This is a genomic window from Stappia sp. (assembly GCF_048268045.1).
Classification (GTDB): Bacteria; Pseudomonadota; Alphaproteobacteria; order Rhizobiales; family Stappiaceae; genus Stappia.
On record NZ_JBLWWG010000004.1, the window covers coordinates 86,598 to 105,860 of the forward strand.

The 19,263-nt window shown below is 66.4% G+C and carries 17 protein-coding genes; 15 read left to right on the plus strand and 2 right to left on the minus strand.

Features of this window, described 5'->3' with window-relative positions; genetic code table 11:
* Positions 1-69: 69 nt before the first annotated feature.
* The 8 genes from ACN0WF_RS07805 to ACN0WF_RS07840 all read left to right on the plus strand — a co-directional run bounded on the left by ACN0WF_RS07805 (position 70) and on the right by ACN0WF_RS07840 (position 10,452).
* The gene (locus tag ACN0WF_RS07805) at positions 70-753 is read left to right on the plus strand and encodes a response regulator (RefSeq protein ID WP_417772244.1); all 684 of its coding nucleotides are present in this window, start codon (positions 70-72) and stop codon (positions 751-753) included.
* Positions 731-1,840: an ATP-binding protein gene (locus ACN0WF_RS07810; RefSeq protein WP_417772245.1), complete on the plus strand. Its 1,110-nt coding sequence runs from the start codon at positions 731-733 to the stop codon at positions 1,838-1,840. The genes ACN0WF_RS07805 and ACN0WF_RS07810 overlap by 23 nt, the downstream gene beginning before the upstream one ends.
* Positions 1,841-2,036: 196 nt before the next feature.
* Positions 2,037-2,543, plus strand: a complete 507-nt coding sequence (locus ACN0WF_RS07815; RefSeq protein WP_417772246.1) for a sigma-70 family RNA polymerase sigma factor — start codon at positions 2,037-2,039, stop codon at positions 2,541-2,543.
* Positions 2,544-2,695: 152 nt separating this feature from the next.
* Positions 2,696-3,685: a FecR family protein gene (locus ACN0WF_RS07820; RefSeq protein WP_417772247.1), complete on the plus strand. Its 990-nt coding sequence runs from the start codon at positions 2,696-2,698 to the stop codon at positions 3,683-3,685.
* A gap of 138 nt (positions 3,686-3,823) precedes the next feature.
* Positions 3,824-6,433 carry a TonB-dependent hemoglobin/transferrin/lactoferrin family receptor gene (locus ACN0WF_RS07825; protein WP_417772248.1) on the plus strand — a complete coding sequence of 870 codons (2,610 nt, stop codon included), beginning with the start codon at positions 3,824-3,826 and terminating at the stop codon, positions 6,431-6,433.
* A gap of 116 nt (positions 6,434-6,549) precedes the next feature.
* Positions 6,550-7,245 carry a hemolysin gene (locus ACN0WF_RS07830; protein ID WP_417772249.1) on the plus strand — a complete coding sequence of 232 codons (696 nt, stop codon included), beginning with the start codon at positions 6,550-6,552 and terminating at the stop codon, positions 7,243-7,245.
* Positions 7,246-7,259: 14 nt separating this feature from the next.
* Entirely contained in the window at positions 7,260-9,152 is a 1,893-nt protein-coding gene (locus ACN0WF_RS07835; protein WP_417772552.1) for a type I secretion system permease/ATPase, read from the plus strand.
* On the plus strand, positions 9,139-10,452 hold the full coding sequence (locus tag ACN0WF_RS07840; RefSeq protein WP_417772553.1) for an HlyD family type I secretion periplasmic adaptor subunit: 1,314 nt from the start codon (positions 9,139-9,141) through the stop codon (positions 10,450-10,452). Before ACN0WF_RS07835 ends, ACN0WF_RS07840 begins: the two co-directional genes overlap by 14 nt.
* 105 nt (positions 10,453-10,557) lie before the next feature.
* Here ACN0WF_RS07840 and ACN0WF_RS07845 read toward each other — a convergent pair whose 3' ends face one another.
* Together ACN0WF_RS07845 and ACN0WF_RS07850 are read right to left on the minus strand one after the other, a co-directional pair.
* A complete protein-coding gene (locus ACN0WF_RS07845; protein WP_417772250.1) occupies positions 10,558-11,940 on the minus strand; it encodes an L-serine ammonia-lyase in 1,383 nt (460 codons plus the stop codon).
* A gap of 132 nt (positions 11,941-12,072) precedes the next feature.
* Positions 12,073-12,780 (minus strand): GntR family transcriptional regulator, encoded by a 708-nt coding sequence (locus tag ACN0WF_RS07850; RefSeq protein ID WP_417772251.1) that lies wholly within the window; start codon positions 12,778-12,780, stop codon positions 12,073-12,075.
* A gap of 193 nt (positions 12,781-12,973) precedes the next feature.
* Between ACN0WF_RS07850 and kynU the strand changes: the two genes are divergently transcribed.
* From kynU to ACN0WF_RS07885, 7 genes are all read left to right on the plus strand, one after another.
* Complete coding sequence (gene kynU / locus ACN0WF_RS07855; RefSeq protein WP_417772252.1) at positions 12,974-14,209, plus strand: kynureninase; 1,236 nt, start codon at positions 12,974-12,976, stop codon at positions 14,207-14,209.
* A complete protein-coding gene (gene kynA / locus ACN0WF_RS07860) occupies positions 14,206-15,063 on the plus strand; it encodes a tryptophan 2,3-dioxygenase (RefSeq protein ID WP_417772253.1) in 858 nt (285 codons plus the stop codon). The genes kynU and kynA overlap by 4 nt, the downstream gene beginning before the upstream one ends.
* A 24-nt stretch (positions 15,064-15,087) precedes the next feature.
* Positions 15,088-15,714: an arylformamidase gene (kynB, locus tag ACN0WF_RS07865; RefSeq protein ID WP_417772254.1), complete on the plus strand. Its 627-nt coding sequence runs from the start codon at positions 15,088-15,090 to the stop codon at positions 15,712-15,714.
* Between the two features lie 110 nt (positions 15,715-15,824).
* A complete protein-coding gene (locus tag ACN0WF_RS07870; protein ID WP_417772554.1) occupies positions 15,825-16,598 on the plus strand; it encodes an ABC transporter ATP-binding protein in 774 nt (257 codons plus the stop codon).
* The gene (locus ACN0WF_RS07875) at positions 16,595-17,320 is read left to right on the plus strand and encodes an ABC transporter ATP-binding protein (protein WP_417772255.1); all 726 of its coding nucleotides are present in this window, start codon (positions 16,595-16,597) and stop codon (positions 17,318-17,320) included. The genes ACN0WF_RS07870 and ACN0WF_RS07875 overlap by 4 nt, the downstream gene beginning before the upstream one ends.
* A gap of 3 nt (positions 17,321-17,323) precedes the next feature.
* Positions 17,324-18,196, plus strand: coding sequence for a branched-chain amino acid ABC transporter permease (locus tag ACN0WF_RS07880; RefSeq protein ID WP_417772256.1), 873 nt, complete (start codon positions 17,324-17,326; stop codon positions 18,194-18,196).
* A gap of 13 nt (positions 18,197-18,209) precedes the next feature.
* A complete protein-coding gene (locus ACN0WF_RS07885; RefSeq protein ID WP_417772257.1) occupies positions 18,210-19,181 on the plus strand; it encodes a branched-chain amino acid ABC transporter permease in 972 nt (323 codons plus the stop codon).
* Positions 19,182-19,263 lie beyond the last annotated feature (82 nt).

A 19,263-nucleotide genomic window follows, 5' to 3' on the forward strand; every position in this document is an offset into this window, starting at 1 on the left:
GATGGAGAAGGGGCGAGAGCGCTCGACGCGGGCCGCGTCAGGTGGCATCCGTCATTCAAGGAGAACGACATGACAGCCCTCGTTCTGATAGCTGAAGACGACGATGAGATCTCCGCGATTCTGGACGCCTATCTCGTGCGAGAGGGGTTCCGAACGGTTCAGGCGCGAGATGGCCGCACCGCGCTCGACCTGCACCTCGCGTTGAAGCCGGACCTTGTCCTTCTCGACGTCACGATGCCCCGCCTCGACGGGTGGGAGGTCCTGGCGGAACTGCGACGCCGGGGAAACACGCCCGCCATCATGATCACAGCCCTCGACAAGGACATCGACCGTCTTCAGGGTCTTCGCATCGGGGCGGACGACTATGTTGTGAAGCCTTTCAACCCGATCGAGGTCGTGGCCCGTGCGAAGGCCGTCCTTCGCCGCTCGGGGCTCGCGACGGGGGCGGGCGTCTTGCGGGTCGGCGATCTCGCGATCGACCTCGACGCCTATCAGGCAAGCTTCGAGGCCGGCGCCAGGGCAGCTCCGCTTGCGCTGACGCTCACCGAATTCCGCATCCTTGCCCACATGGCGCGGAACCCTGCCAAGGTCTTCACCAGAAGCGAGTTGGTGGACGCCTGCCTGCCGGGCTCAGATGCGCTTGACCGGACGGTGGACAGCCATATCAGCAAGCTGCGCAAGAAGCTTGAGCAGGCTGGAGCGGCCGGCCTGCTGCCGGGGGTGCGGGGCGTTGGCTACCGGCTTTCGGCGTGACGTGATGGGCCTGCGCACCGGATTGAGCCGGCAAATTCTCGTCGCCATGTCAGCCATCACCGTAATGGCGGGATTGCTGGTGTTCTTCGGGACCTATCTCGCCTACACGGCAATCGTCGCCTTCTACCCGATGTCGGAGCCTGAGGGCGGGCTGACCTCCGTCGATTTTGCAATCGTGGGCGTGCTGATCCTCATCACGCTGCCGCTCGCGGCGGTGGTCTCCGTGCGCCTCGCGCGCCGGATCCTCGAGCCCCTGGACACGCTTGCCCGAAGCGCTCGACGCATCACCGCGGGCGATCTGACCGCGCGTGCCTCTTCCGGCGACCGGGCCCTTGGCGAGACCGCTGGTCTGATCGACGACTTCAACACGATGGCGCAACGCCTGCAGGACATGGCCGCCGACATGGCCCTTTGGAATGCCACCATCGCGCACGAACTGCGCACCCCGCTCACCATACTGAAGGGGCGCCTGCAAGGCATGATCGATGGCGTGTTCGAGCCGGACGAGCGCTCGCTGCAGGGACTGGTTCTGCAAGTCGACGGGTTGGCTCGACTGGTCGAGGATTTGCGCACGGTGACGCTTGCCGACAGTGGCCATCTGGATCTGCGCCTTGAGCCGATCCGCCTCGCGCGGGAAATCGAGCAGATGGCGGACCTGATGGCGCACGACCTGCGTGCCGGCGGCTTCCGCTTGCAGCTCGAGCTGGCCGACCTCACGGTTCTGGCGGACGCGATACGCATCCGCCAGGCCTTGCTGGCTCTCGTCACCAACGCGCGGCGTCATGCCATCAAAGGCGCGATCACGATCACCGTGACCGCGCGCGACGAAACGGTCGTGCTCGGCGTTGCCGATGAGGGGCCCGGGCTCTCGCAAGAGACGACCACCCGGGTCTTCGATCCCTTTGTGCGCGGCGACCCGGCCCGCTCGCGGGAATTGGGCGGCAACGGCCTCGGTCTCTCCGTCGTGCGCGCCATCATGGAGGCGCACGGCGGGCGCCTGCGCTACCGGACCGCTCCTGAAGGTGGGGCTCTGTTCGAAATGATCTTCATGAAGACCACGGGCCCCGATCCGGCGCGCGATGCCTAGCCCAAGCGCTGCAAGGCTCCGCCCGCCCTGCGCCGGGCTTCTGGCGGGCCTGCCTCTGCGTTGCGCGCCATTGCATGACGTGCCGCTTTCCAGTACCAAAACCTTTGCGAGTAGCCGAAAGCCATCTCCCCTGAAGGCCTGGAGAAAGTCCAGGCCCAGCCCGGGCGCGCCGGGCCAGCGACCGGAGACACGGCTGTTGGGTTTCGCCAAGGGAAACCTCGAGACATATCGGCTCCACCGCAGGCGGCTTGTCGACTACGCGGCATCGATCGTGGGCGACAGGTCCCGTGGCGAGGATATTGTCCAGGAGGCGTTCATCCGCATGGGCGGGGTGGCCTCGGATCGTCGGATCGACGAGCCGGTCGGGTACCTGTTGCGCATTGTGCGCAATCTCGCTCTCGACTGGCGCCGGCGCAACGCCGGCGAGGTCCGCCTGTTCGACCCGGACTTCGGGGTTGAGGACGCGGCCGAGGACCGTCCCTCGATCGAGGATGAGCTTGCCCACAAGGAACAGCTCCATCTCCTCATGCAGGCCCTCTCCGAATTGCCGGCTCGCACCCGGCTCGCCCTCGAACTGCATCGCTTCGAGGGGCTGAAGCTGCGCGAGATCGCGGTGCGTCTGGACATCTCCGTATCGCTTGCCCATTCCCTTGTGTTTCAGGGGCTGGATCATTGCCGCAGACGTCTGGCGAAACGATCCTGATCGGTAATTCTTGAAAAAACCGCCGGTTCAAACGTCCATCGTTTAGACAGCGCAAGGATCACGGCTCGGGGCGAGGGTGCCGCGCTGCGGCCAAGAAGGGAGAGGCGGCGATCGAACCGCGAGACGACAAGGACGGCCGCGCGCAAGCGGCGATGACCTGGCTCATCGCCTTGCAGGACGACCCGGACAACCGGGAACTGCAGCATCGTATCGAGGTCTGGCGCGCGCTTTGCGAAGAGAACGCGCACGCCTATGCGGAAGCGCTCGGCGTCTGGGAGCTGCTTGGGGAACTGCCTGCGGACGCGCGTCTCGCCGGAACGGACAGACCGACCAACAGCGGTCACGTTGCGGCACCGGTCGGGGGCGCTTCGCAGGCGCCTCAGCCTGCCGCGCGCGGCGCTTCGGTGCGGCGATGGATGCGCCGGGGGCTTGCCGGCGGAGCGGTGTGCGCTCTTGCCGCCTGCCTCGCGGTTTTCCTGCTCCCCGCGGTTCTTGTCTGGCTGTCGGCCGACCACATCACCGGAACGGCCGAATTGCGCCAGATCCGTCTTGAGGATGGAACCTCCGTCTTTCTCGGCGCGGCCAGCGCGCTGGATGTGGCGTTCGAGCCGGAACGGCGGCGCGTGCGCCTTCTTCAGGGCGTTGCCTTTTTCGACGTGACGCGCAATCCCGAACGGCCTTTCGTCGTCGATGCCGGGGGCGTCGAGACAACCGTGCTGGGAACGGGTTTCGAGGTGGGCCTGGCCGCCGGCGGCGTCGCCGTTGCCGTCGGCAGTGGCCAGGTCGCGGTGGCTCCGCAGAGCGCGGAACCACGCTCCCGCGTCGATCTCCTGCCCGGCGACTGGACGCGCATCGATGCTGCCGGACACGTCGAGCGTGGAACAGGCTCGCCGGATCTCGTCGCCTCCTGGCGCAAGGGGCTTCTCACGGTGAACGACGAAACGGTTGCCGGCGTCGCCGACGACCTGGCCCGCTACTATCCGGGCGTCGTCATGGTCGTCGGCGAGAGGCTTGCGCGCCAGCGTGTCACCGGTGTCTTCAGGACAGAGGATCCCGTGGCCGCACTGGAGGCGGTCGCGGCTGCCCATGGCGCCACCCTGAGGCAGGCCGGTCCCTGGCTCGTGATCCTGTCATCCATTTAAGATGTTGATTTTAAACGTAATTAAAACATGAGTATTTTTCTCTGAAAAAAAGCCCGCCGGCTTCGTCTCTTGAGTGAGAGGAGCTTCGCGGGCCGTGCCTGCCAAGCTCGGGGTCACCAACGAGAGCGATGGACGGCAATGCAGTTTGTGGTGAGTGGGGCGGGAGCGCGGCGTCGCATGGTCGGCGCGTTGCTTCTTGGGGTTTCGACATGCGGACTGACCGGCGTATTGCCGGCACAGGCCCAGCAGGCGGGGGAGGGCCTCGCCGAGGCGCGGGTCGCGCGGTTCGATATTCCCGCCCAGCCGCTGCCCCGCGCCCTTGCCGTGTTCGGCCAGCAGGCCGGCCTGCAGGTCTCGGTGGACGCGGCCGCTGCCCGTGGCCTCGACGCGCCGGCGATCTCGGGCGCGCTGACTGCCGGCCAGGCGCTCGGCCGGCTGCTCGCGCGCAGCGGTCTTGCCTGGCGTCCGGGCGGTGCCCGTACGGTCATCGTCTATGACCCGGCCGCGCCGGGGACGGTCGATGTCGGTGGCGGCGATGCGACCCGGCTGGCCCCCATCGTCATCTCCAGCCTTTCGGGCTACGGCTACCAGGGCACGCCCGACTGGGTCTATTCGGATCCCGCCAGCGTGAGCGTGGTCTCGCGCGAAATGATCGAGCAGGCCCCGGTGCGCAATACCCGCGACCTGCTCGACACGGTCGCCGGTGTCTATGTGAACCGCTCCGAAGGTCAGAACCCGGGCATCGCGGTCAACATTCGCGGCCTGCAGGATCAGAACCGTGTCGTCACCATGATCGACGGCGCGCGGCAGAACTTCCAGCGCAGCGGCCATGGCGCGAGCCAGCGGACCTATGTCGACACCGCCTTCGTCCGCGAGGTGGACGTGGAAAAGGCGGCGACCTCCGGCGTCGGCGGCGCGGGCGCGCTTGGCGGCACGGTCAATTTCCGCACGCTGGAGGCGGACGACCTCATCGAGGCGGGCCGCACCTGGGGTGTCGAGGCGAGCGTTGGAACGGGAACCAACGCCTTCGCGTTCGACGGTTCGGTGACGGCGGCGGCGCGTGTGTCTGATCGGTTCTCGGTGATCGCCGGCGTCAGCCACAAGAAGGTCGGCTCCTATGACATCGGCAAGAACGGCACCGTCAAGCTGATGGACGACTTCACCTATGTGGACGAGACCGTCATCTTTACCGGCCAGGACGTCGTCACCACCTTCCTCAAGGGCGAGGCCGATCTCAGCGACACGCTGAAATTCACCCTGAGCTGGATGCGCAACCGGACGGAATCGAGTCAGGGCTCCTATTCCGCGGGCAACGGTTTCGACGAGGATACCGAGGAGATCACCAACAACACCATCGTCGCGAATCTCGCCTGGAACCCGGAGAGCGCCCTCGTCGATCTGAAGGCGAGCCTTTGGTACAATCATCTGGCGAATGACGAGACGCGCGGCTACGTGCTCGATCCCAGCGTTCTCTTCCCGGTCGACTACAAGATGGCGACGGTGGGGGGCTCGCTTGAAAACACGAGCCGCTTCGACATCGCTTTCGGGGCCCTTTCGGTCAACTACGGCGTGGAAATGTTCCACGACGACGGCAGCACGCAGGCCGATGCCGATTATCTCGCCTCGGCCTACCCCATTGTCGGAGATTCCGGGGCCGACCTGTCGGTCGGGTTCAGCGGCGCCAATCCGAACGGTCGCCGCACCATGGTCAGCGGCTTCGCCAATGTCACTCTGGAGCATGACGACTGGCTGACCCTGTCGGGCGGTCTGCGCTACGACCATTCGAAGCTCTGGGGCTCGACGACGATCTACGGGAACGCGGTCCGCACGCAGGTGCCTTGCGACCCTGGCGATACCAGCTTCACCTGTCGCCGATACGGATACACCTGGGCCAATGTCCACCCGGGCGCCGATGTCTCGGTGGACCGCTCTGACGGGGCGTTGCTGCCCAATGCCATGGTGGCGGTCAAGCCCCTCGACTGGTTGCAGGCCTTCGCCCGCTTCTCGCAAAGCTACCGGGCGCCCTCGGTCATGGAAGCGCTGATCGCCGGCGGGCATCCGCCGCCCGCCCTGCCGGTCGACAACGCGCCCAATCCGGATCTGAAGCCGGAGCGGGGCAACACCTACGAGGTCGGCGTCAACATCTCGCGCGACGGCATGTTCTCCCAGGAGGACGGGTTCCGCATGAAGGCGGTGGCCTTCTACCGCGAGATCCAGGACTACATCTCCATGGGTACGGTGCGCCGGGCCGAGTTCAACAAGGAATACAGCTCCTATGTGAACATCGACGGCACGACGCGGATGAGCGGTGTCGAGATCGAGGCCGGCTATGATGCCGGGCTCTACTATCTCGGCGGTGCCTTCACCTGGCTCAACACCGACTTCGGCAACACCTACACCTACGAGGGCGTGTCGCGGCCGGTGGAGCCCTCGGTGATCTTCGTGCCGCCGGAGTTCAAGGTGACGCTCGATGCGGGGGTGCGCCTGCTCGAGAAGCGTCTGACGCTGGGTGCGCGGATGAACCATGTCGGCGGCACGAACCCGGCCATCGGTTCGCTGGCATCGGGGTACGTGACCAGCGACTACACCCTCTTCGACCTCTACGGATCGCTCAAGTTCAACGACAACGCGAAGCTGCGCTTCGGGGTCAACAACCTCACCGACGTGGCTTATGTGCCCGCGCTTGGCGCGGATTCCCTGCCTGCGCCAGGCCGCACGATCTCGGCCTCTTTCAACGTCAAGTTCTGACGAGCTTCGCGGCGCCACCCAAGGTGCCGCGCCCCCCGGTTCGCCGAACGGCGGACATCTGAAGACGCTCCGTCGGTGCCCGCCGGTGCCACGGAGCCAGCCTCAAGGAAACGACCATGACTGTGAAGATCGACCTCAACGGCGTGACCGATCTGCTCGACTACCTGGAGAACTCCTGGGTTGCGAACTATTCCTACAACAGCCACGGCTTCTTCGCCGGACCGGGCGCCAGCAACGACTACAGCCAGTGGGGCGCGGGCAACGCCGGCACGTCCCAGTCCGCCGTCCTGCTCAATGGCGACTTCGACTATGGCGCTCCGGGCGGGTTCAACGGAGACATCGACAGCCTGGTCTTCGGCAACAATCTTGCCGGAAGCGGCTCGGGTTACACGATCGATGCGTCGGTAAGCTTCGACCTGTCGGGCGCGACCACGAGCGGCTCGTTCAACTACGCCATCTACTACATGTCGAACACCGGCAACCTGAACACCTTCTACGACTATCTGGGCGAGCAGGGCACCGAGCAGACCAGTTCGTCGGCCGACGAGGTGTTCTACGGCTTCGACGGGGTCGACACGTTTGTCTTCGACGGTGGCTGGGGTGATGACAGCATCGATGGCTTCGCGGACGGCCAGGACCTGATCGACCTGAGCGGCCTGGGCTTCAGCGACTTTGCCGACTTCACCGCCAACGGTGGTGCCGTCGACAATGTCAACGACGTCATCTCCTACAATGACGGGTCGACGACGAGCACCATCTCGCTGGTCGGCTTTACCGGAACCATTGACGCTTCCGACTTCATCTTCGTCTGAGACACGCTGTAGTGTTGCAAGCCCCACAGCGGACCCCGTCGCAGCCTCTGGCTGCGACGGTGGTTGCGTCTCTCCGACAAAGCATAGCGTCCATAGCGCTCATCAGCGGGGTTGTAAATCTCCTCGCCCTGACCGCGCCGCTGTTCATGCTGCAGGTCTATGACCGGGTGCTCGCCAGTCGCAGCATTCCGACGCTGATCGGCCTCGCCGTGCTGGCGGCGGGACTTTATGCGATCCAGTCGGTTCTCGACATCCTGCGCGCGCGCGTATTGCTCAGGCTCGGCGAGCGCGTCGACCGGCAATTGTCGAACCGCGTGCACGAGGCGATCATCCGCCTGCCGCTACGCCGCCGCGTTCCCGGCGACGGGCTCCAGCCCTTGCGCGATCTCGACAATCTGCGCGGCTTCCTCTCCGGGCAGGGGCCTACGGCATTTTTCGATCTTCCCTGGATGCCTGTCTACCTTGGCATCTGCTTCCTGTTTCACGTCTGGATCGGCGTCACGGCGCTTGTCGGCGCGCTGGTGCTGGTGGCGCTGACACTCGTCACCGACATGCTGTCGCGCGGGCCGACCCGCGATGCCATGCGCCATGGCATGACCCGCAACGCGTTGATGGAGGCGTCCCGGCGCAATGCCGAATCCGTCTGGGCAATGGGCATGGCAGGCCGTCTTGCCGGGCGCTGGCAGCAGGCGAATGCAGCCTATCTTGCAGCCAACCGACGGGCCGGCGATGTCGCCGGCGGCCTGGGAGGCGCTTCCAGGTCTTTCCGCATGATGCTGCAGTCGGCAATCCTCGGCGTCGGCGCCTGGCTCGCCATCCAGCAGGAGGTTTCGCCCGGCGTGATGATCGCCAGTTCAATCATGATGGGGCGTGCGCTTTCTCCCGTGGACCTTGCCATCGGCAGCTGGAAGCCGTTCCTGATGGCGACCCAGAGCTGGGCGCGCCTGAAGGATCTGCTGGTTCTGGTTCCGGCCGGTAGGGAGCTCATGCCGCTGCCCGCGCCGGAGAGCGAACTGAAGGCGGAGGCCGTGACGATCGTGCCTCCCGGTGCGCGCAAGCCCACTGTTGCCGGTGTCGGCTTTACGGTTTCCGCAGGCAGTGCGCTGGGCATTGTCGGGCCGAGCGGAAGCGGCAAGTCGAGCCTGGCGCGGGCGCTTGTCGGCGCCTGGGACGTCGCCAATGGCAAGGTAAGGCTCGACGGGGCGAGCCTCTCCCATTGGGATGGAGAAGCGCTCGGTCGTCACATCGGCTATCTGCCGCAGGGCATCGATCTTTTCGACGGCACCATTGCGGAGAACATCGCCCGCCTGGTGCCCGATGCCGAGCCGGCGGCCATCGTCGCGGCGGCAAGGGCTGCAGGGGCCCATGACATGATCCTCAGACTGGACGAGGGCTACGAGACGCAGGTCGGCGAGGCGGGATCGGCGCTTTCGGCCGGTCAGCGCCAGCGTATCGGCCTGGCCCGCGCGCTTTTCGGCGATCCCTTCCTCGTCGTGCTCGACGAGCCGAACGCAAATCTCGACGCGGAAGGCGAGGCCGCGGTGACGGCGGCCATCGAGGGGGTGCGTGCGCGCGGCGGCATCGCGGTCGTCATCGTTCACCGCCCCGGCGCGCTCGGCGCCGTCGATCTGGTGCTGATGATGGACGCAGGGCGGGCGCGGGCCTTCGGTCCGCGCGACGAGGTGCTGGCAAAGGTCGCCCGCCCGTCGCACGCCGCGCCGGCGGTGGCGCAAAAGGGCGGATTTGGCGCGCCCGTGGCGACCGGATTCCGGCCCATGGGGCGGCCGTTGGCGCCCTTCCGCGTCGTCTCCGGTGCATCGGGTGAGGCGGACACGGGCGATGAGGCCGCCAGCCGCGGGGACAAGGAGCAGGGTGCCAGGGAGCAGGACGATGATGCAGGACAATGATGTCGCCGGCCTGTCGCGCTCGATATCGCGCCATCTGCTGGCCGGGCTTTTGGTGTGCCTGGTTCTCGTTGTCGGCGTCGGCGGCTGGGCGGCGGCGACCAGCCTTTCGGGCGCCGTGGTCGCCAGCGGCACCTTCGTCGTCGACTCCTACGTGAAAAAGGTCCAGCACCCGACCGGGGGCGTCGTTGGCGAAATGCTGGTGAGCGAGGGGCAGCGCGTTGCAGCGGGCGAGACGCTGATCCGCCTCGACGCGACGCAGACCCGCGCGCGGCTGGCCATCGTGCTCAAGCGTCTCGACGAGCTGCGCGCTCGCAAGGCGCGGCTCGAGGCGGAACGGGATGACCTCCACGAGGTGACTTTCGACAAGGCGCTCGTGCAGAGGTCCGGGACGGAAACCGGGCTTGCCGCCACGCTTGCGAGCGAGGCGCGGCTCTTTTCCTTCCGCAGGCGGTCGCGTGAAGGCAAGAAGGGGCAGCTCGGCGAGCGGATCAGCCAGTTCGAAAAGGAGATCGAGGGGCTGAGGGCTCAGGAAACCGCCTTTGACCGGGGGCTCGCCGTTCTGGAACAGGAGCTCGACGGCCTGCGCGGGCTCAAGGAGCGTGGCCTTGTCAGTGTCCAGCGTCTCAACGCGCTCGACCGGGAAGCGGCGAGGCTGGGCGGAGAGCGCGGCGAGGCCATCGCCGGTCAGGCACAGGCGGCCGGCCGCATATCGGAGGCACGGCTGCAGATTCTCCAGATCGACAGCGACCTGAAGACGGAGGTGGGCGCGGAGCTGCGCGAGATCGACGCGCAGATCGGCGAGTTCGTCGAACGCCGGGTCGCGGCGGAGGACGAGTTGCGCCGGATCGACATGATCGCGCCACAGGCCGGCGTCGTGCACCAACTCTCGGTTCATGCCGCCGGCGCCGTGATCTCGCCGGGCGACGTCGCCATGCTGATCGTGCCGGACCGCGACCGGCTTGCGGTCGACGCGCGCATCGCGCCCAGCGATATCGATCAGCTCAGCATCGGACAGAAGGCGGTGCTCAGGCTGTCGGCTTTCAATCAGCGCACCACGCCTGAGCTTTCGGGGGCGGTCACCCGGATTGCCGCCGACCTGACCCATGAGGAGCGCACGGGAGTTTCCTACTATCTGGTCAGAATCTCCGTGCCGCCGGAGGAACTGGCAAGGCTGGGCGCGCTGGAACTGGTGCCCGGCATGCCGGCGGAGGCGTTCATCCGCACCGGCGAGCGCACGGCGCTTTCCTATCTGGTGAAACCGCTCTCCGACCAGATCGCCCGAACCTTCCGCGAGGACTAGGCATGCCCGGAAGGTGTCCAAACGCCGGCGTTTCCTGCAATTTCTTGCGAAAATTTACGCTGAAGTGAGTCTGGAACTCGCGAAATTGTCGCGGCGAGGGGCGCTTCAGCACTCCACCACGTTGACCGCGAGCCCTCCCTTCGAGGTCTCCTTGTACTTGTCGGTCATGTCGAGGCCGGTCTGGCGCATGGTCTCGATACAGCTGTCGAGCGGCACGAAATGGGCGCCGTCGCCGTGCAGGGCGAGCGAGGCGGCGGTGACGGCCTTGACCGCGCCGAAGGCGTTGCGCTCGATGCACGGCACCTGAACCAGTCCGCCGATGGGATCGCAGGTCATGCCGAGGTGGTGCTCGAGAGCGATCTCGGCGGCGTTCTCCACCTGCGTGTTGGTGCCGCCGAGCGCGGCGCAAAGACCGGCGGCGGCCATCGCCGAGGCGGAGCCGACCTCGCCCTGGCAACCGACCTCCGCTCCCGAGATCGAGGCGTTGGCCTTGATGATGCCGCCAACCGCGGCCGCGACCAGCAGGAAGGTGCGAACGCCGTCGCGGCAACCGTCCGGGCAGTGGTCGAGATAGTAGCGGATGACGGCCGGCACGACGCCCGCCGCGCCGTTGGTCGGGGCTGTGACCAGCGTTCCGCCGGCGGCGTTCTCCTCGTTGACGGCCATGGCGTAGACGCCCAGCCAGTCCATCACCGTGTGCTGGAAGGCAAGATTGCGGCCGGTCTCGTCCATGAGCTTGCGGTGGATGTCGCGCGCCCGGCGGCGCACCTTGAGCCCGCCGGGCAGGACGCCCTCGCGGCTGAGCCCGCGTTGCAGGCAGGCGTTCATCACCTCCCAGATCCGGTCGAGGCCGGCGTCGAGATCCGCGCCCGGCTCGCGGGCGACCTCGTTGGCGCGTTTCATTGCCGCGATCGAAAGGTCGGAGGTGTCGCCCATGGCGAGCATTTCCTTCGCCGTCCTGAAGGGGAAGGGGACGCCCGTCTCCCGCGTGTCGGGCATCAGGTCGTCGCGGGCGCAAAGCTCGGCCGCGTCGACGACGAAGCCGCCGCCGATGGAATAGAGCGTTGCTTCCAGCAAGGCTTCGCCGCTTTCGTCGAGTGCGCGGAAGATCATGCCGTTGGCATGTCCGGGAAGCGGAGGGCCGTAGTCGAAGACGAGATCGACCGCCGGATCGAAGGCGACGGGGCCGAGCGTCTCGACGTCGACGTACTTTTCGCGCGCGAGCCGCTCCATCTCAGCCTCGACCGTGTCGGGATCGATGGTCGCCGGATCATGGCCGAGAAGACCGAGGCAGACCGCGCGGTCGCTGGCATGGCCCTTCCCGGTGAAGGCAAGGGATCCGTGCAGCGAGACGGCGAAACGCGCCGGTCGGAGTTTGCCGGCGCGAAGCGCGTCGAGAAAGCGCCCGGCCGCCACCATGGGGCCCATCGTGTGCGAGGATGACGGGCCGATGCCGATCTTGAAGATGTCGAACACGCTGATGAACACGGATGTTTTCCCTCCCCGGACAGATCCGGCCCGGATCATGGCGTGCTTTGCCGCTTGCGTCACGCGCAGCCGGCGGGAAGGACGCAATGTGAAAACTTCCTGTCGTTTTTGGCTGGTTGGCTTGCGCCCGGCCTACCCGGCCTCGGGCCACAGGAACGCGTAGACGGCGAGCGAGAAGCCGACGTGCTCGCGCAGCAGCGCCACGGCGGCGGGCGCGTCGCGGGCGAGCGTCGCCTCCATCATCGCGGTGTGATGGGGGAGACCGACGGTTCGCGCAAGGAGCTCCTGGAAGTCGGCGCGGGCCTGCTCGTCGAGGTCGCGTTGTCTGCCCGGACCGAAGATCATGTGCCGGTGATGGCGGCGAAGCTGCTCGGTGAGGTGCTGCTGGAAGCGCATCAGCGAGGAAGACTGGCCAGCGGCGAGAAGCGCGGTGTGGAAGGCGTCGTGCGCGTTCTCCCATTGCGCGGTCTCCGCCTCGCCGATGCTCGGGCCGAGCGCGGGGGCAAGTGACAGGCGATGGTGGGTGGCGACGAGACGGTCTTCCCAGTCGGCGTCCCCGGAGGCGATCGAGCGGGTCAGCAAGGCCTCCTCGACCGCCTGGCGGGCAACCTGGAGGTCGCGGATCGAGGCGGCCGAGACGGGGGCGACGCGATAGCCCCTGTTGCGCTCGGAAATCACCAGCTGCTCCGCCTCCAGACGGGAGAGGGCCTCGCGCAAAGGCGTCCAGCCGAGCCCGTAGCGGGCGCTGAGGCCGGCGACCACCAGCGGCGCGCCGGGCGCAAGCTCGCAGCGCAAGATATCTGATTTCAGCCGTTCGACGGCATCGTCGGTCTTTGCCATGGCGGATCCGTGTGTCGGCTGGTCGCGATCATCGCGGGCGATAAAATATAATCATCCAGATTATATATAATAGGGTTGAGCGCGGCAATTCGACTTGCTAGCCTGCTTGAGACAGGTCCGGCGCCGGACGCCGGGCCCCTGGAGACCCAGGGCGTGCCCGCGTTGGCGCGTCCGTGAGGAAGGGCAGCCGGCCATGACAGGTCAATCCGAAGTCGATTGCGCCGCGCTTGATCGCGACGATCCGCTCGCGGCCAAGCGCGCTGCGTTCACCTTGCCCGACGGGGTGATCTATCTCGACGGCAACTCGCTTGGCGTGCTGCCGTCCGCCGTGCCGGCCCGCATGCGCCACGCAGTGGAGACGGAATGGGGCGAAAGCCTGATCCGCGCCTGGAACGAGCACAACTGGATCGACCTGCCGCAGCGCGTCGGCGACCGCATCGCGCGCCTCGTCGGTGCCGCTCCCGGTACGGTGACCGCCTGCGACAACACCTCGATCAATGTCTTCAAGGTGCTGGCGGCGGCGCTCTCGCTGCGTCCCGAACGCAAGGTGATCCTGTCGGACAGCGGCAATTTTCCGACAGATCTCTACATGGCGCAAGGCCTGCGCAACATGCTCGACAAGGGGCATGAACTGCGGATCGTCGAGCCGGAAGCCGTCGCCGACGCCATCGATGACAGCGTCGCGGTGATGATGCTGACCCAGGTCGACTACCGCACCGGTCGCCTGCACGACATGAAGGCGCTGACCGACAAGGCCCATGCCGCCGGCGCGCTGGCTATCTGGGACCTGGCCCATTCCGCCGGCGCCCTGCCGGTGGAACTTGACGCGGCTGGCGCGGATTTCGCCGTCGGCTGCGGTTACAAGTATCTTAATGGCGGCCCCGGCGCGCCGGCGTTTCTCTATGTCGCCGCCCGTAACCAGCCGCATGTCGCTCCGGCGCTGTCGGGCTGGATGGGTCATGGCGCTCCGTTTGCCTTCGACCTCGACTTCCGCCCCGACGAGGGCATCGGCCGCATGCGGGTCGGCACCCCGCCGATCCTGTCTCTGAGCGCGCTCGACGCGGCCCTCGATGTCTTCGACGATGTCGACATGACGGCGCTCAGGGCCAAGTCGATCTCGCTCTCGGAGCTTTTCATCCGCGAGGTCGAGCGCCGCTGTCCGGATCTGGAGCTTGCAAGTCCGCGCGATCCGGCGGCCCGCGGCTCGCAGGTTTCCTTCCGTTTCAAGCACGGCTATGCGCTGATGCAGGCGCTGATCGCGCGCGGCGTCATCGGTGATTTCCGCGCCCCCGACGTGGCGCGTTTCGGCTTCACGCCGTTGTATCTCTCCCATGCCGACGTGCTTCGGGCCTGCGGGATCCTGCAGGAGATCCTGGACACGCGCGCCTGGGACCAGCCGCAGTTTCATGCGAAGGCGAAGGTCACATGAGCGACGCAAGGACGACGGGGATGTCTCCCTACGATCCGGCCGACGACGGTGCGGAAATGGCGTTCGACGGCCGCATGTCCTACGGCGACTATCTGGCCTTGCCGAAGATCCTGTCGGCGCAGCAGCCGCTTTCGGACGCCCATGACGAGTTGCTGTTCATCATCCAGCACCAGACGTCGGAGCTCTGGATGAAGCTCGCGATCCACGAGCTTCTCGCCGCCAAGAAGAGCATCGCCGCGGGCGAGGTGCAGCCGGCCTTCAAGATGCTGAGCCGCATGGCACGCATCTTCGAGCAGCTTACCGGCGCCTGGCAGGTGCTGCGCACCATGACGCCCTCGGAATACACCGACTTCAGAAGCTCGCTCGGCCAGTCCTCGGGCTTTCAGTCGTATCAGTACCGGGCGATCGAATTCCTGGCCGGCAACAAGAACGCGGCGATGATGCGTCCGCACGCCCATGTCAAAGGCGTGCATTCCTGGCTCGAGGAGATCCGCCAGGATACCAGCATCTATGACGAGGCGATCCGCACGCTGGCGCGCTCCGGCTTTGCCATCGACGCCGACCACCTGAACCGCGACGTGTCTCAGCCCTATGTGAAGAACGAGAGCGTTCATGCGGCCTGGCTTGCGGTCTACCGCGATCCCAGGACACACTGGCCGCTTTACGAGCTTGCCGAGAAGCTGGTCGATTTCGAGGATTATTTCCGTCGTTGGCGCTTCAACCATGTCACCACCGTCGAGCGGGTCATCGGCTTCAAGCGCGGGACCGGCGGCACGTCGGGCGTGCCCTATCTGCGGCGGATGCTCGAGGTTGTGCTGTTCCCGGAGCTCTGGGAGATCCGCGCCGACATGTGAGGCTGGCGGGAGGAGGGGAGAGAAATGTCGCGACTGATCGACATCACGCCGCCGCTTCGCCCGGGCGCGGCGGTGTTTCCGGGCGATGCGCCCTACAAGGTGACCAGCACCTTCGCCATCGCTCCGGGCTGCCCGGTCAATGTCACCGAGGTGTCGCTGTCGACCCATTGCGGCGCCCATGCCGACGCGCCGCTTCACTACGCCGCCGACGGGGCCTCGATCGACGAGCTCTCGCTGGATGATTATATCGGCCCGGCCCGGCTGATCGATGCGCGTGGCGAGGGGCCGCTGTGTCGGCCCGAGGCACTGCTGCCGGCGCTGGAGGGCGCGCCGGCGCGCATCCTGTTGCGTCTGGCCGACGGGCTTGACCCCGATCGCTGGCCGCACGGCTTTCGCGCGCTTGCTCCCGAAACGGTTGAAATGCTGGCCGAACGCGGCGTGCGCCTTGTCGGCGTCGACGTGCCTTCGGTTGATCCCGAGACCTCGAAGGACCTGCCGTCGCATATGGCGTTCCTGCGGAACGACATGAGGATTCTGGAGAATCTGGCGCTCGAGGGCGTCGAATTCGGGGATTATGAGTTGATCGCGCCGCCATTGAAGCTAGAAGGGCTCGATGCGGCACCGGTGCGGGCGGTCCTGCGCCGAGTCTGAAAGCCGCGACGTCAAAATGTCGAGGGAAGCTGTCCGAACCGATGCCCGATCAAAGAGGCACGGACGGAAAAAGGCGGGGAGACAGGGAAATCATGAGCGCACACGCGCATATGCTCGAGGTCGACGGGCTCGTCATGGATTATGGCGGGTTCCGAGCCGTCGACCATTGCTCGCTTGTCGTCGACGAGGGAGCCATCACCGGCCTGATCGGACCGAATGGCGCGGGCAAGACGACGCTCTTCAATCTGATCGCGGGAGCCTTTCCGCCGAGCGCGGGGCGCATCCGCTATCTGGGCGAGGACGTCACCGGCCTCTCGACCGACCGGCGCTTCCACCGCGGTCTGGTCCGCACCTTCCAGATCCCCCATGAATTTCATCGCCTGAGCGCGCTGGAAAACCTGATGACGGTTCCCCCGTCACAGGCCGGCGAGAGCCTGCTCGCCAACTGGCTGGCGTGGGGGCGTGTCGCGCGCGATGAGACCGAGGTGCGCCGTCGCGCCGAGGAAACGCTGGCTTTTCTGGAACTCTCGCATCTCGCCAACGAGCGGGCCGGCAATCTGTCCGGTGGCCAGAAGAAGCTTCTCGAACTCGGTCGCACCATGATGACCGATGCGAAGCTGGTGCTCCTCGACGAGCCCGCCGCCGGCGTCAATCGCACGCTGCTGCGCAAGCTGGAGGAGAAGATCGCGATCCTCAACAAGGAGCGCGGCTACACCTTCATCCTGATCGAGCACGACATGGAAATGATCGAGAAACTCTGCGATCCGGTGATCTGCATGGCCGAGGGGCGGGTGCTGATCGAGGGCGACTTCGCGACCGTGCGATCCGATCCGCGGGTGCTTGAGGCCTATCTCGGCGAGACGGTCGCGGAGGCTGGCGAATGAACAGCTTTGTCCATATGGGCGATATCCTCGACATGCGCGGCGTCTTCGGCGGCTATGGCGATGCCAACATCCTGCAAGGCGTGACAATCCGCGCAGCGCGGGCTGAGATCGTCGTCATCGTCGGTCCGAACGGGGCCGGCAAGTCGACCGCGATGAAGGCGATCTTCGGCCTGCTCAACGTGCGCGACGGCACGATCAGCGTCGACGGCACCGACATCACCGAAATGGAGCCCAACCGCATCGTCGAGGCGGGCGTGTGCTACGTGCCCCAGGTCAACAACGTCTTCCGCGAGATGACGGTGCACGAGAACCTGGAAATGGGGGCCTTCCTGCGCTCCGGCGATCTGTCGGCCGCCTATGACCGGGTCTACGGCCTGTTCCCCGATCTCAAGGAGCGCCGGCGCGCGCTGGCCGGCAATCTCTCGGGCGGACAGCGGCAGATGGTGGCCATGGGCCGGGCGCTGATGCTTGAGCCCAAGCTGCTCCTGCTCGACGAACCGACGGCGGGCCTGTCTCCCAAGTACATGGAGCAGATCTTCCAGATCTGCCGGGACGTGCGCGAGACCGGCGTCACCATTCTCCTGGTGGAGCAACACGCAAAGCAGGCGCTGGCCTTTGCCGACCGCGGCTACGTGCTTGCCTCCGGCGCCAACCGGCACGAAGGCACGGGGGCGGAGCTTCTGGCCGACCGCGACGTCGCCGCCATGTTCCTGGGAGGTTGAGCGATGGGCGCGCTCGAGATCATCAATTTCTACCTGGTGCCCGGCATCGTTGTCGGCTCGATCTATGCGCTGGGCGCGGTCGGCATCACGCTGGTGTTCGCGATCCTGCGGTATGCGCATCTGGCGCATGGCGATCTGGCCACCCTTGGCGCCTTCCTGGCGCTGGGCATGGTGAGCGTCGCCGGCGTCTCGCCCTATGTGGCTCTGCCGGTCACCATGGCGCTGACGGCGGCGGTCGCCGTTTTCATCGACAAGACCTTCTATGCCTATCTGCGCGAGCGGCCGAAGATCGTCACCGTGATGGCCTCGCTCGGCGTCGCGCTGATGCTGCGCTCGGTGGTGCAGGTCGTGTGGGGGGTCGATTCAGAGACCTACACCCGCGGCATCACCCGGCCTGAAAACTGGTTCGGCCTGCGCATCCGCGACCGCGAGATCGTCACCGTGCTGGCCATGATCGGGCTTGTCGCGGGCCTGCAGCTCTTCCTCAAGTACAGCAAGTGGGGCAAGGCCATGCGCGCCATGTCCGACAATCCGGACCTGGCGCTCCTGTCCGGCGTCGACAACCGCAAGGTCGTGATCCTCACCTGGGTGATCGTCGGCGGCCTGTGCGCGGCCGCCGGCGTCTTCCTCGGCCTCAACTACGAACTGAAGTCGATGATGGGCTGGACCATGCTGCTGCCGATGTTCGCAGCCGCGATCCTGGGCGGTGTCGGCCGGGTCGAGGGCGCCGTTCTCGGCGGTCTCATCGTCGGCATCGCCGAGGAAATGTCGACGCTGGTTCTCCCGACCGAATACAAGGCGGCCACCGCCTTCGCGATCCTGCTCATCATGCTCGTTGTGCGCCCGACCGGGTTGCTCAAGGGCAAGGTCCTTTAAGGGGGGAACGACGATGGAATGGTTCGGACTCCTCAACTACGCCGTCTACATGGCGATCTTCATCTGCATCTACGCGCTGCTGTCGCTGGGTCTCAACATCCAGTGGGGGTTCACCGGCCTCTTCAACGCCGGCATCGCGGGCTTCTTTGCCGTCGGCGCCTATACATCGGCGATCCTGACCTCGCCCGAGGTCGCAAGCCGCATCGGCGGCTTCGGGCTGCCGGCGCCGGTGGGCTGGATCGGCGCGATGGTGGCCGCCAGCCTCATCGCCTGGCCGATCGGCAAGATCTGTCTGCGGCTGCGCTCCGACTATCTGGCGATCGCCACCATCGGGGTCGCCGAGATCATCCGCCTCGTCATCAAGTCCGAGGGCTGGCTGACGGGCGGCGCGCGCGGCATCACGGGGATCCCCAACCCCTTTGCCGATCTCTCCTACTTCTGGTCGCAGGTGGCCTATCTCGCCATGGTCGGCGGCATCCTGCTGGTCGCCTACCTGCTCGTCGAGCGGCAGATCGCCTCGCCCTGGGGGCGCATGATGCGGGCCATCCGCGACAATGAGGACGCCGCGCGCGCCATGGGCAAGGACGTGCCCTTCCGCCGGCTCGAGGCGTTCATCTTCGGCTCGGCGCTGATGGGCCTCGGCGGTGCGCTGTTCGCCCATTTCAACCGCACGATCACGCCCGAGGCGATCGATCCGATGGTTGCCACCTTCCTTGTGTGGATCATGCTGATCCTCGGCGGGTCGGGGAACAACCGCGGCGCGATCCTGGGCGTCGCGGTGATCTGGATCATCTGGTCGATGTCGGAGATCGTCACCGACCAGTTGCCGGCCGACTATGCGGTGAAGGCCAAGTATCTGCGCATGTTCCTGATCGGACTGATGTTGCAGGTCGTGCTGCGCTTCCGTCCCGAGGGGCTGCTGCCCGAGCCGAGCGGGAAGCGAGCTGAGCCGCCCGGCGCCGCGCATGAGCCAGACCGGCCTTGAAGCCTTCGCACGTTTCGGTTGAAACTGCGGCACGGCCGGTCGGACCTGGGGATTTGCGCCCACAGGGGCGAACCCGGGCCGC

Excerpts from the sequence above, each read along its gene's own strand:
- ACN0WF_RS07850 (WP_417772251.1), bottom strand. The coding sequence starts at position 12,780 with ATGGCAAAGACCGACGATGCCGTCGAACGGCTGAAATCAGATATCTTG.
- kynA (WP_417772253.1), top strand. The coding sequence starts at position 14,206 with ATGAGCGACGCAAGGACGACGGGGATGTCTCCCTACGATCCGGCCGAC.
- ACN0WF_RS07875 (WP_417772255.1), top strand. The coding sequence starts at position 16,595 with ATGAACAGCTTTGTCCATATGGGCGATATCCTCGACATGCGCGGCGTC.
- ACN0WF_RS07840 (WP_417772553.1), top strand. The coding sequence starts at position 9,139 with ATGCAGGACAATGATGTCGCCGGCCTGTCGCGCTCGATATCGCGCCAT.
- ACN0WF_RS07880 (WP_417772256.1), top strand. The coding sequence starts at position 17,324 with ATGGGCGCGCTCGAGATCATCAATTTCTACCTGGTGCCCGGCATCGTT.
- ACN0WF_RS07885 (WP_417772257.1), top strand. The coding sequence starts at position 18,210 with ATGGAATGGTTCGGACTCCTCAACTACGCCGTCTACATGGCGATCTTC.
- ACN0WF_RS07825 (WP_417772248.1), top strand. The coding sequence starts at position 3,824 with ATGCAGTTTGTGGTGAGTGGGGCGGGAGCGCGGCGTCGCATGGTCGGC.
- ACN0WF_RS07870 (WP_417772554.1), top strand. The coding sequence starts at position 15,825 with ATGCTCGAGGTCGACGGGCTCGTCATGGATTATGGCGGGTTCCGAGCC.
- ACN0WF_RS07830 (WP_417772249.1), top strand. The coding sequence starts at position 6,550 with ATGACTGTGAAGATCGACCTCAACGGCGTGACCGATCTGCTCGACTAC.
- ACN0WF_RS07820 (WP_417772247.1), top strand. The coding sequence starts at position 2,696 with ATGACCTGGCTCATCGCCTTGCAGGACGACCCGGACAACCGGGAACTG.
- kynB (WP_417772254.1), top strand. The coding sequence starts at position 15,088 with ATGTCGCGACTGATCGACATCACGCCGCCGCTTCGCCCGGGCGCGGCG.
- kynU (WP_417772252.1), top strand. The coding sequence starts at position 12,974 with ATGACAGGTCAATCCGAAGTCGATTGCGCCGCGCTTGATCGCGACGAT.
- ACN0WF_RS07805 (WP_417772244.1), top strand. The coding sequence starts at position 70 with ATGACAGCCCTCGTTCTGATAGCTGAAGACGACGATGAGATCTCCGCG.